Annotated in this window: 9 protein-coding genes and 1 tRNA gene; 1 reads left to right on the top strand and 9 read right to left on the bottom strand. The window is 52.6% G+C overall.

Annotated features, from left to right (window positions below; genetic code table 11):
- Window positions 1–7 precede the first annotated feature (7 nt).
- The 7 genes from KFE80_01595 to KFE80_01565 form a co-directional block, all read right to left on the bottom strand.
- Complete coding sequence (locus KFE80_01595; protein ID UTW45645.1) at window positions 8–1,882, bottom strand: SurA N-terminal domain-containing protein; 1,875 nt, start codon at window positions 1,880–1,882, stop codon at window positions 8–10.
- A 163-nt stretch (window positions 1,883–2,045) separates the two neighbouring features.
- Window positions 2,046–2,318, bottom strand: coding sequence for an HU family DNA-binding protein (locus KFE80_01590; protein ID UTW45644.1), 273 nt, complete (start codon window positions 2,316–2,318; stop codon window positions 2,046–2,048).
- 183 nt (window positions 2,319–2,501) lie between these two features.
- Entirely contained in the window at window positions 2,502–4,967 is a 2,466-nt protein-coding gene (gene lon, locus KFE80_01585; GenBank protein ID UTW45643.1) for an endopeptidase La, read from the bottom strand.
- A 206-nt stretch (window positions 4,968–5,173) separates the two neighbouring features.
- Entirely contained in the window at window positions 5,174–6,463 is a 1,290-nt protein-coding gene (clpX, locus tag KFE80_01580) for an ATP-dependent Clp protease ATP-binding subunit ClpX (GenBank protein UTW45642.1), read from the bottom strand.
- Between the two features lie 94 nt (window positions 6,464–6,557).
- Window positions 6,558–7,136, bottom strand: a complete 579-nt coding sequence (gene clpP / locus KFE80_01575; GenBank protein ID UTW46581.1) for an ATP-dependent Clp endopeptidase proteolytic subunit ClpP — start codon at window positions 7,134–7,136, stop codon at window positions 6,558–6,560.
- Between the two features lie 230 nt (window positions 7,137–7,366).
- On the bottom strand, window positions 7,367–8,704 hold the full coding sequence (tig, locus tag KFE80_01570) for a trigger factor (GenBank protein ID UTW45641.1): 1,338 nt from the start codon (window positions 8,702–8,704) through the stop codon (window positions 7,367–7,369).
- Between the two features lie 25 nt (window positions 8,705–8,729).
- Window positions 8,730–8,814, bottom strand: a tRNA-Leu gene (locus tag KFE80_01565).
- Window positions 8,815–8,981: 167 nt separating this feature from the next.
- Between KFE80_01565 and KFE80_01560 the strand changes: the two genes are divergently transcribed.
- A complete protein-coding gene (locus tag KFE80_01560) occupies window positions 8,982–9,290 on the top strand; it encodes a hypothetical protein (protein ID UTW45640.1) in 309 nt (102 codons plus the stop codon).
- A 205-nt stretch (window positions 9,291–9,495) separates the two neighbouring features.
- Here the strand turns inward: KFE80_01560 and fadA are convergent, their stop codons facing one another.
- Both fadA and fadB read right to left on the bottom strand, forming a co-directional pair.
- Window positions 9,496–10,674, bottom strand: a complete 1,179-nt coding sequence (fadA, locus tag KFE80_01555; protein UTW45639.1) for an acetyl-CoA C-acyltransferase FadA — start codon at window positions 10,672–10,674, stop codon at window positions 9,496–9,498.
- 2 nt (window positions 10,675–10,676) lie between these two features.
- Entirely contained in the window at window positions 10,677–12,842 is a 2,166-nt protein-coding gene (gene fadB, locus KFE80_01550) for a fatty acid oxidation complex subunit alpha FadB (protein ID UTW45638.1), read from the bottom strand.
- Between the last annotated feature and the right edge of the window lie 41 nt (window positions 12,843–12,883).

The following is a 12,883-nucleotide window of genomic DNA, read 5'->3' as shown; positions in this document are numbered from 1 at the left end:
AATACGGCTATTTACTCAGCTGGCCGACAATCCAGCTTTGATAAGCGGACAAATCACGGTTGGCTGACGAACGCTCCAGCGTAGCACTGAGGGCATTGCGCTGGGCGTCTGGCAGCTTGTCACCTTCCGGGTAATTGACCGCCGTCAGTTGCAGCAAGATATAGTCGCCATTGTTATTGGTAACACTGTCTACCCGGCTTTCCCCCTGGGCTGGCGCTGGCAGCGCAAAGGCACGATCTCGCGCAGCAGCATCTACACTGCCACCGCTGCGTTTGGTTTGCAGGCCTACCTGCCATGGTAGCTGCTCAGTTTTGGCAATTTCTTCCAAAGACTCGCCAGATTCCACGCGGGCTTTTAACGACTCACCACGGGCTTGCACCTGTTCGCTGGCCTTGTCGTTTTTCAGCTCAGCCAGCAACTGATCACGAACTTCTTCCAATGCCTGGGTACGAGCGGGAATTTTTTCTTTTAACTTAACCACGATGGCGCGCTCACCGGGCACCAATTCCTGAACATCACTGCTGAAATTGTCGTTGTACACAGGCTTGCTGTATGCAGCGGTGACAATCACAGGCTCAGTAGCAATACCGGTACCACCGTTTCTGGAAAACGGCTCAGATAACGCCATTTCCAGATCCAGTTCATCAGCGACTTTCTTCAAGCTGTCATCACCAAAGGTATCGTAGGCAGCCTCTTTTAGCTTCTCCAACAGGCTGGCGTAACGAGCTTCGGCCTGTTCGGTTTTAATATCGTTGCCGATTCGATGCTGTTGTTCTTCAAACGTAGGCAGTGCCGCCTGTTGCAGATCGGTTACTTTTACCAAGTGATATCCCATGTCTGTTTTTACAGGGGCCGAGACCGCATTCAACGCCAACTGCTCTGCAGCAGCCGCCAGCTCAGCTGGCAGAATTGCCGGATCAATAAAGCCTAAGTCACCGCCAATATTGGCAGTACCCGCATCTTGAGAGCGGGATTGAGCCAGTTCGGCAAAGTCGCCATCCTGGTCGAGCTGGGCTTTAATATCGGCTATCAGTTGTTGTTGTTCAGCATCACTGCCTTGATTGATCAGAATGTGGGCAAGACGACGTTGTTGTTGATTTTGCTGACGCGCTTCAGCCAGCTCTTCCTCAAAACGCTGGCGAACTTCTTGCTCAGAAGCTGATTGAGCAGAAATCAACTTACTGAGGTTGAGCTCCACATACTCAACCACCACCTGTTCAGGCACTTGTAATTGCTCTTTGGCGTTTTCGTAGTGGGCTTTCAGGCTTTCTTCATCCACATTCACCGCAGACAACACTGGCGCCATAGGAATGGTTAGATAGTAAAAATCACGAGTCTGTTCAGCGGCGGCAACAGCCTGCTCAAGCTCGGTGTTGCTGATGAAGTCACTGTTCAGCAAACCACCGACAAATTGTCCGGTGAGTAAGTCTCGCTCCAAACCGGCCACATAGGATGACGGCGTATACCCCGCCTGCTGCAGCACCGAGTAGTAAACATCAGGATCGAACTGGCCATCGCGCTGGAAAGCAGGTTCCTCGCGCATACGCTCATTGATCGCAGCCCTGGACACCACCATACCCTCTTTCTCAGCAGTGGTCTGGATGCCGATACGTGAAGTGATCGCACTGAGCGCCTGCTGTTCAAACAGCTGACGAATGCTCTGATCCATCGTTTCCAGCTGCTGAGGGGGAATACCCAAGCGGCTCAGCTCTCGGGCGACATCGCCACTGGTAATGGCAACGCCATTTACCTCAGCCACCGTAGGCTCTTGGGAGCCGGAAGTGAAAAATTGCTCGGCGCCGGTTAGCACGAAAGGAATTGAAATAATGACCACGATAATCAGGCCAAAGCTTTTCAAATTGTCGCGCATATTCTGCAGCATGGTGATCCCTTAATCCTGTTTTAAAACTTGTTTTAAAAATTAACACTGTAGAGAACAATTATTGCAATTACTCATTGCCTCTATGCAAAAAAGGCGCACCAGATTTGGTGCACCCTTTTTAGAGCAAGCTCTGTGGCTGGCAATACCAGCAACCAGCTTGGCTTTAGTTTACCGCGTCTTTCAGAGCCTTACCGGGCTTAAAGCTCGGTACATTGGCAGCGGAAATTTGAATTTCAGCACCGGTTTGTGGGTTGCGACCAGTACGAGCGGCGCGGTGCTTAACAGAAAAAGTACCAAAACCTACCAGAGAAACCTGGTCGCCCTTTTTCAGAGCGGCTGCAACAGCACCAGTGGCCGCATCCAGTGCACGGCTGGCAGATGCCTTGGAGATGTCTGCTTCGGCAGCGATGGTTTCGATCAGTTCAGCTTTATTCACGAGAGTAACCCCTATTCAATTATTACTTAATATTTCTAGTTAAAGGCTCACTGGCATGAGCCCAGTTTATAATTCTGCATTCCGCTAAATGCCCTAGCCCATAAGCTGGGAGCCCGCGTCAGTAGGCGGAAATTTATACCAATAGTGGGTAGGCCGGTCAAGCGTATAAAGTATTTTTACAATTTAATGTGTACTGATTCGCTCCCTTGAATCGTCACCGTTACCACTGCTTTTGTCGCCGGCAGCAAATTCCTCATCACTCAACGGAGTCGGCGCAGATTGCAAAGCAATCTCCAAAACCTGATCGATCCATTTTACCGGGTGAATGTCGAGGTCAGCTTTAATGTTGTCTGGGATCTCTTTCAAATCCCGCTCATTTTCATGGGGGATAATCACCGTTGATATGCCACCCCGGTGAGCCGCCAGCAACTTCTCTTTTAAACCGCCAATCCTAAGCACTTGACCGCGAAGGGTAATTTCACCAGTCATGGCCACATCAGCACGCACAGGGATGCCGGTTAACACGGAGACAAAAGCCGTACACATGGCAACACCAGCACTGGGGCCATCTTTTGGTGTGGCACCTTCGGGCACGTGAATATGAAGATCTTGTTTCTGGTGAAAATCCTTTTTAATGCCCAAGCCTTGCGCACGACCGCGAACAACGGTCAGTGCTGCCTGAATGGATTCTTGCATCACATCCCCCAAGGAGCCAGTTTTGATAACCCCTCCCTTGCCGGGAACTGCTGATGACTCAATGGTCAACAATTCTCCACCCACCGAGGTCCAGGCAAGGCCTGTAACCTGCCCTATCTGACTTTCTTCCTCTGCACGGCCAAAGTCGAACTTGCGCACTCCCAGCAATTCTTCTAACTGCTCCGGGCCAATACTGGTACTTGGCAACGCAACCTTACCTTTGCCCTTACCCTTGCTTGCGGCCTGCTCTTTCACGTGGCGGGTAACCACTTTACGGCACAGTTTGGCCAACTCTCGTTCAAGGCCCCGAACTCCGGCTTCACGGGTGTAATAGCGCACCACATCCTGGACAGCCTCTTCAGAAACGTCGAGTTCGCTGTCTTTTAGCCCGTTGGCTTTGCGTTGTTTGGGCTCTAGGTAACGCTTGGCAATATTGATCTTTTCATCTTCGGTGTAACCGGGAATACGGATCACTTCCATTCGGTCCAACAAGGGTTCCGGAATATTCATGGAGTTCGACGTACAGATAAACATCACTTCGGACAGATCGTAATCCACTTCCAGATAATGATCATTGAAGTTGTGGTTCTGGGCCGGGTCTAAAACCTCAAGTAATGCTGAAGCAGGGTCGCCACGGTGATCCATGCCCATCTTGTCGATTTCATCCAGCAGGAACAACGGGTTCTTCACCTCTGACTTGGCCATTTTCTGGATCAACTTACCGGGCATAGAACCAATGTAAGTGCGGCGGTGACCACGTATCTCGGCTTCGTCGCGCACACCACCCAACGACATGCGCACGAATTTGCGCCCGGTAGCGCGGGCAATGGATTCACCCAGGGAGGTTTTACCCACACCGGGAGGCCCTACCAGGCAGAGCACCGGCCCTTTGAGTTTCTTGACCCGTTTTTGTACTGCCAGGAATTCCAGGATACGTTCTTTGACTTCTTCCAAGCCATAGTGATCTTCGTTGAGAATACGATCCGCTCGCTCCAGGTCGTGACGCACTTTACTGCGCTTTTTCCAGGGCACACTGATCATCCAGTCAATATAGCCACGCAGTACCGATGCTTCCGCAGACATGGGCGACATCAGTTTGAGCTTCCCCAGTTCCGCCTCCGCTTTTTCCTGAGCCGCTTTAGGCATGCCAGCCTCCTGGATTTTTTTCTCCAGGGCCTCCAGCTCATTACTGCCTTCGTCGATATCACCCAGCTCTTTCTGAATTGCTTTCATTTGCTCATTCAGATAGTACTCGCGCTGGCTCTTCTCCATTTGCTTTTTCACGCGGCCGCGAATGCGCTGTTCAATCTGGAACAGATCCACTTCCGATTCCATCAGCGCCATCAAATGTTCAATACGGGCTTTTTCATCGCCAATTTCCAGCACTTCCTGTTTCTGCTCTAAACCCAAAGTCATATGGGCAGCGATGGTGTCAGCGAGCCGACCGGCATCTTCAATACCAGCCAGAGTAGTGACGACTTCTGAGGGAATCTTCTTGCTCTGGTTGACGTATTGCTCAAACTGGTTGATGACAGAGCGCATCAATACATCTGCCTCGCGTTCATCCATCTCGCCCACATCCAGAGGCTCAATCTGAGCCTGGAAGTGGTCCTCCAATTCTTCAATTTCACTGACCACTACCCGCTCGCTGCCTTCCACCAACACTTTCACAGTGCCATCTGGCAACTTCAGAAGCTGCAACACCGTGGAAACGGTGCCCACTCGGTAAATATCTTCTGCGCCCGGGTCATCGTGGGCTGGGTCTTTCTGCGCCACCAGCAAAATTTGCTTCTGCGAGGCCATTGCCTGTTCAAGCGCGACAATGGACTTTTCGCGCCCCACAAACAGAGGGATGACCATGTGGGGGTACACCACTACATCGCGAAGTGGCAACAACGGCAGCACATTGCTATCCGCAGGGGTTTCAACTGACTCGTAAGTTTCCTGTCCCATCACTTATCCTCTACTACGTATGCCATGCAATATGGGGATTGTGGGCATGGATATCAACTGGATTTCAAAGAATTATCAGCATTTTATAGCTGTGGTTACAAAGAACCGCCACAAACCGTACATATTCGGCTCAGACAAAAGTGCGGCAATAAAAAATGCCAGTCAGCTTTCACTGACTGGCATTTTCGACGAACCGCTTACCTGGGTTATTCTTCGCTACCGGCGGCTTTAGGCTGCTCGACAGTTTCGTACACCAGCAAAGGCTCCGACTCTCCGGAAATGACCGCTGCATCAATAACCACTTTGCGCACATTCTCTTTGGAGGGAATGTCGTACATGGTTTCCAGCAGGGTGTTTTCCATGATGGAACGCAGGCCACGGGCGCCTGTTTTACGCTCCAGTGCCTTCTCGGCAATCGCCTCAAGAGCATCGGCGCGAATATCCAGCTCGACCCCTTCCATCTCAAACAATGCACTGTATTGCTTGCTGAGAGAGTTTTTGGGCTCTACCAGAATACTAACCAAAGCATCTTTATCCAGCTCTTCCAGAGTTGCTGTTACCGGCAGGCGGCCCACAAATTCCGGGATCAAGCCAAAACGCACGAGATCATCTGGTTCCACATCCGCCAAAGTAGCACCCACACTGGCTTGCTCATCTTTCGACTTCACTTCTGCACTAAAACCGATGCCGCCTTTCTCTGAGCGTTCGCGAATCACTTTTTCCAGGCCGGCAAAGGCACCGCCACAGACAAACAGGATATTGGAGGTATCCACTTGCAGAAATTCCTGCTGCGGATGCTTGCGGCCGCCCTGTGGTGGCACCGAGGCAACGGTACCTTCAATTAATTTCAGCAATGCCTGCTGCACACCCTCACCAGAAACATCACGAGTAATGGAGGGGTTGTCTGACTTGCGTGAAATTTTGTCGATTTCGTCGATGTAAACAATGCCTCGCTGGGCTTTCTCGACATCGTAATCACAGCGTTGCAGCAGCTTCTGGATGATGTTTTCCACGTCTTCACCCACATAACCGGCTTCGGTCAACGTAGTGGCATCGGCAATGGTAAAGGGCACATCCAACAAGCGCGCCAACGTGTCGGCTAGCAATGTTTTACCGCTACCTGTAGGCCCTACCAGCAAAATATTACTCTTGCCCAGCTCCACATCGCCATTCAACCCTTTGCCACCGCTTTGTAAGCGCTTGTAGTGGTTGTATACCGCAACGGAGAGAATCTTCTTGGCTCGCTTTTGGCCAATCACGTATTGGTTCAGGGATTCATTGATTTCCGCAGGGGTTGGCAGCTGATCGCTCACCGGCTCCCCTTCCGTTTCCTGAACTTCTTCGGAAATAATGTCGTTACAGAGGTCAACACATTCGTCACAGATAAACACCGAGGGACCGGCGATCAATTTGCGTACTTCGTGTTGGCTCTTACCGCAGAACGAACAATACAGCAGCTTGCCGTTGTCCTCGTCGCCTGTGGTTTCTTTGGTCATACTCTATTCCTTACACTTACCTGTTTAAAAATTCTTTATATAACAGGCATTTACAAAAATAACATCAAGAGCGTTGGCATCAGCCTACGCGATTCTAGGGGCGCTTGTCCAGAACCTGATCAATCAGGCCATATTCCATGGACTCCTGAGCACTCATAAAGTTGTCGCGCTCAGTATCAGCAACAATTTTTTCCAGTTCCTGTCCGGTGTGTTTGGCCATGATTTCGTTGAGGCGCTGCTTCAACTTTAATATTTCTTCGGCCTGAATTTGAATATCTGTAGCCTGCCCCTGAGCGCCACCACTGGGCTGATGAATCATGGTACGACAATTGGGCAGACCATAGCGCTTACCCTCGGCACCTGCCGCCAACAGGAAGGCGCCCATGCTGGCCGCCTGGCCAATACACATGGTACTCACATCCGGCTTAATAAACTGCATGGTGTCGTAGATAGACAAACCAGCGGTAACAGAGCCACCGGGAGAGTTAATATACAGGTGAATGTCTTTGTCCGGATTTTCTGACTCCAAAAACAGCATCTGGGCGACAATCAAGTTGGCCATATGATCTTCCACCGGGCCCACCAGGAATATCACCCGCTCTTTTAACAGGCGCGAGTAGATGTCGTAAGAGCGCTCACCGCGGGAAGTTTGTTCCACCACCATTGGCACCAGGCCAACGTTTTGAGTATCCAGCGGATTTACGGAAAAGGGAGCCTGTGAATTGCTGTTTATCATTGTAGATTCCTGTCAGAACATCGAACCCGCCAGCGGCGGTAAAAAGCAGCATTCTATCCTGTATGCCGAGCAAAAGGGAACGACCCAAAGAGACAGTAGCTGGTTAATTTCAGATACAAAAAAGGCGAGCTGGTTCAGTCAGCTCGCCTTTCTGTTTGCCCGGAAAATCAGTCCTCTGATTTTTCCTCAGCCACAGGCTCTGCATCCGGTTTCAAGGCATCTTCATAGGAAACCTTGTCTTCGGTGACTTTGGCACTGTCCAGAATGTGCTCCACCACTTGCTCTTCCAGTACCGCAGACTGAATGCCGTCAAGCAGCTGGGGGTTGGCGTAGTAGTACTCCACAACCTGAGCGGGCTCTTCGTAGGTGCTGGCGATCTCTTCAACCTGAGCACGTACGCGATCCGGGTCAGCAACGATTTCGTTGGCCTTAACCACTTCCGCAACGATCAGCCCTAGTGTCACACGGCGCTCTGCCTGGGCTTGAAACATATCGTCAGGCAACACAGACAGGTCGATATTTTGCTGCTGGCCACCGCCGTATTGCTGCAACATCTGCTGCTTAAGGCCCTGGATTTCGCCAGTGACCAACGCTTTGGGCAGTTCAACCTGGTGAAGCTCCGCCAACTGGTTCATTACACGGGTCTTGACCTTGTTGTTTACCGCGTTTTTCAGCTCGCGCTCCATGTTGCTGCGTACTTCTTCGCGGAACTTGTCTTCACCACCTTCGGACACACCGTAGGCCGCAAAAAACTCGTCGTTCAGCTCTGCCAGCTGACGCTCAGACACAGAGTTAACCTTGATCGCAAATTCCACGTCTGCGCCTTTCAGCTCTTCCGCGTGGTAGTCTTCTGGAAAACTCAGAGGTACGGTTTTTTCTTCACCGGCAGACAGGCCAACAATGGCATCTTCAAAGCCAGGAATCATTTGATTTGAGCCTAACACCAGGTTGTAGCCCTCGCCTTTACCGCCGGCAAATTCCTCACCATCTTTAGTACCGAGAAAATCGATATTGGCCTGATCGCCTTCAGCAGCAGCGCGTTCGACTTCGCTCCAGCTGGATTGCTGCTCGCGCAATACCGAGATCATCTTTTCAATATCGGCGTCTTCAACCTCGGCAACCGGCTTGGCCACCTCAACGCTGCTCAAGTCTTGCAGAGCCACTTCGGGATAGACCTCAAAAGTCGCTATGTATTCCAGGTCTTCACCTTCCTCACCTTTTACCGGCTCAAAAGATGGCTGCCCGGCCGGGCGCAGCTTCTCCTGGGACACCGCCTCGTAGAACGACTGGCTCACCACTTCGCCCATCACTTCCTGGCGCACGTATTTGCCATAGCGCTGCTTGACCACTTTGAACGGCACTTTACCTTTTCGGAAACCGTTCATTTTGATGGTCTTGGCCTCTTTTTGCAGACGGGCGTCTACAGCACTGTCAATGCGGTCGGCAGGAACCTCTACCGTCAGACGGCGTTCAAGGCCAGAAGTTGTTTCAATGGAAACCTGCATGTTGTTCCTCGTAAGCGTTCATATATGGTGCGGAAGGGGGGACTTGAACCCCCACACCTTGCGGCACCAGAACCTAAATCTGGCGTGTCTACCAATTCCACCACTTCCGCGATTCAATCACCGGGATCACTACAATACGTAGTACCCCCGCAAAAAAGGGGGCAGATTTTGCCACACCACATGCCACTGGGCAACTGCTCAGTAATCGGTTAATCTTGCGCCGCCAGCAAACCTATAACAAACAGCTAGCAAATCAACTTAACTAATGGGGAATACCATGAAAAACCAAGCAATTACACTGACTTTCGCCGGCCTGCTGGCGCTGCTGACTGCCTGTGGCGGCGACTCTGCCAATAATAGCCAACCCGCTGCTGAGCAAGCACCGACAGCTGCCGAAGCCCAAACCACTGCAAACGACCTGGTTGAAGAAGGCAAAGCAGCGGGTGAAGAGGCCATTGAGGCCGCTAAAGAAACAGCCGAAGACGTAAAAGAGGCTGCCGAAGATAAAATCGAAGAAGCCAAAGACGCCGCTGAAGAAAAAGCCGGTGAGCTGTCTGACAAACTCAATGAGCTGGGTCACAAGTAATACAGTTGGCCGGTTTCAAAAAAATGCCCCGCCAATTGGCGGGGCATTTTTTGTTGGAGTCACTACAAAACCTGCTGCACTACGGGTATTGGGGTTTCCAGACCTTTGGCCGCAGGGATAGCGGCCAAGGAGCCTACATGGATGTACTGGTAACGTGTCTGGGAACCCCAATACCCGTGGTGCCCTTAAACCCTAAGACGACCAATTAATTAAGCCGTTCCACCACCGTCGTAATCCCCTGCCCCAAGCCAATACACATCGTGGACACACCCAAGGTGCCACCGTGTTGCTTCATGGCTCCCAGCAGTGTGCCGGTAATCCGGGCTCCGGAGCAACCAAATGGGTGACCCAGAGCAATCGCACCACCGTGTAGATTCACCTTGTCGTCCATCTTGGCCAGCAAGTCCAAATCCTTCAACACTGGCAACGCCTGTGCGGCAAAGGCTTCGTTCAATTCCACACAATCGATATCGGCGATTTTCAGGCCAGCGCGCTTTAATGCCTTCTTTGTGGCTGGCACCGGGCCGTAACCCATAATAGAAGGGTCTACTCCCGCCAGCGCCATGGAGCGTATGCGGGCCACTGGCTCAACACCCAAGGTTTCTGCTCGCTCAGCCGACATCACCAACATCGTGGAAGCGCCATCGGACAGCTGGGAAGAAGTACCGGCGGTAATGGTGCCGTTTCTGGGGTCAAACACCGGACGCAAGGCTGACAGCCCTTCGTAATCGGTTTCCGGGCGAATGGTCTCGTCCGCAGTCACCGAAACCAATCCACCTTCGGCGTTATGACCTTCCATGGGGATAATCTCACCCTCAAACCAGCCATTCTCGGTAGCATCCGCGGCGCGCTGGTGAGAGCGCACACCGAACTGATCCTGCTGTTTGCGGCTGATGCCGTGCAATTTGGCCAGGTATTCAGCGGTAATGCCCATCATATTGGCAGCCTTGGCCACCGACAGGCTCAGCGCCGGGTTGATATCCACATCGTGGTCCATGGGAATATGCCCCAGGTGCTCTACCCCACCCACCACATAGATATCGCCGAGCCCGGCCATGATATTGGCGGCGGCGGTGTGCAGTGCTGACATGGATGAACCGCACAGGCGATTAATCGTCATACCGGTAATGGTGTGTGGCAAACGAGTACCGAGGATAATATTGCGCGCCACGTTAAAGGCCTGCTCCCGGGTCTGCATCACGCAGCCCCAGATCAGATCGTCGATTTCATCTTCCGGCACCTTGGGGTTGCGATCCAGCAACGCTTCCACCAGTCGGGCCGACATATCGTCGGCGCGCAGATGGCGAAAACAGCCGTTCTTTGAGCGGCCCATGGCGGTGCGGGCGTAATCAACTATTACAACATCGCGGGGATCAAGCTTCATAGTTACACCTCCTGCAGGCCGTAGTACGTTTTGCCGTTAGTGGCCATCGTGCGCATGGTTTCAGTTGGCTGATAGAGAGGCCCTATTGCTGCGAGCGGTTCTGCCATAGCGCAGAACGTATCCAGGCCAATCTCATCCAGCCAGCGGAACACACCGCCCCGGAACGGCGGGAAGCCCACTCCGTAAATCAGTGCCATATCCGCTTCCGATGGCGAGCTGACAATGCCCTCCTCCAGACAACGGGCCATTTCGGTACACATGGGCACCATAAAGCGGGCGATAATTTCTTCGTCACTGAATTCGCGCGGCTCAATAGGTTGTCCGCCACCCAACAGCGGATATACAGATTCATCCACCAGCTTTTTCGGCTTACCTTTTTTATCCGCCTCGTAGCGGTAAAAACCAGCACCGTTTTTCTGCCCCAGGCGCTGGGCGGCAAACAGCCGTTGCAAGGGTGAATGTTCAGAGCTGGCCATGCGATCCGGGAAGCCTTTGGACATAACCGCCAATGCGTGTACCGCAATGTCGACACCCACCACATCCATCAAATAGGCCGGCCCCATAGGCCAACCCCATTTTTCCAGTACTCGATCCACCTGCTGGAAGTCCGCGCCAGCCTGCAACAATGCGTCAAAACCCAACACCGATGGAAACAGTACTCGATTCACCAAGAACCCTGGGCAGTCATTGACCACCACCGGCTTTTTACCCAGCGCCAGTGCGTGAGAGACCGCCTTGGCCACGGTGGCATCAGAAGTTTGTTCGCCACGTATAATTTCCACTAAGGGCATGGCGTGTACCGGGTTAAAAAAGTGCATACCGCAGAACTGCTCCGGCCGCTGCAACCCTTCCGCCAAACCGGTAATGGAAATGGTGGACGTGTTGGAGGCGAGAATGGCATCGCTGCCAATCACCTGCTCCACTTCCGCCAGAACTTGCTTCTTCACCTTGGGGTTTTCCACCACCGCTTCCACCACCAGATCGGTGCCAGACAATTCAACATCGTGCAGTGTGGGATTAATGCGAGACAGAATTTCGCCGGCTTTCAACGGAGTCAAGCGGCCTTTTGCCACCCGCTTGTTCACCAGTTTATTGGCTTCCGACAAGCCCAGATCCAGGGCCGGTTGCGCGATGTCTTTCATCACCACCGGCACCCCTTTCAACGCGTGCTGGTAAGAAATACCACCACCCATAATGCCTGCGCCCAGTACCCCAGCAGAGGTCACTGGTTTATCAACACCTTTGGCCAGCTTTTTAGCTACCTTGCCCAGGTATTGATCATTCAGGAACAGGCCGATCATGGCCCGGCACTGGGGGGTTGTGCCGATTTTGCCAAAGGCTTTCGATTCTTCCACCAACGCGCCGTCTCGATCCAGAGACGCCGCTTTGGTCATCAAGTCTACCGCCAGCAAAGGTGCCGGATAGTGCTTGCCCGCTTTGGCTGCCACCAAAGCGCGACAGGTGGTAGCTGCCAGTTGCAGCTCCACTGCATTTAACTGCAAACGGCTGGTTTTGCGCTTGCGGCGACCGTGATAATCCAGCTCACCATCAATAGCGCGCTGCAACATGTTCAGGGCTTCGTCGCGCAGCTGTTCTGGCGCCAGCACTGCGTCTACTGCACCATCTTTGAGCGCTTGGGGTGGGCGTTTGTGGCTGCCGCTGGCAATCCACTCCACCGCATTATCAAAGCCAATCAGTCGCGGCAGGCGTACAGTGCCTCCCCAACCGGGAATAATGCCCAATTTGGTCTCCGGCAGGCCCACCTGAGCTTCGGTGCTCATCACCCGGAAATCACAGCCCAGGGAGAACTCAAATCCGCCCCCCAGAGCGAAGCCGTTGATGGCTACCAAGGTGGGAAACGGTAAATCTTCCAAGGCGCTGAAGTTGGCGTTGTTCTGTTTGGATACGGCACTTAAACCGTCTGCATCGAGCTGTGACAGCTCCATAATGTCCGCACCAACGATAAATACCGGTTTGCCGCTGGTCACCAACAGGCCTTTTACGGCAGAGGTACCCTGCAAAGCCTTCAGAGCTTCGCTCAGCTCGCGCACGGTTTGCTGGTTGAATTTGTTGACTGAATCCGACTGATTGTCAAAGCACATCTCGGCAATGCCTGAATCCTGCACCACTACCGACAGCGCTTCTCCTTTGTAGAGAGGGTTATTCATAACTTAGCTTCCGAATTAAGGAGTCCGTTATTGGCCTAACG

It is taken from the genome of bacterium SCSIO 12696 (assembly GCA_024397955.1).
Taxonomy (GTDB): domain Bacteria; phylum Pseudomonadota; class Gammaproteobacteria; order Pseudomonadales; family Porticoccaceae; genus SCSIO-12696.
This window is presented reverse-complemented; position numbering and strand designations above follow the sequence as displayed.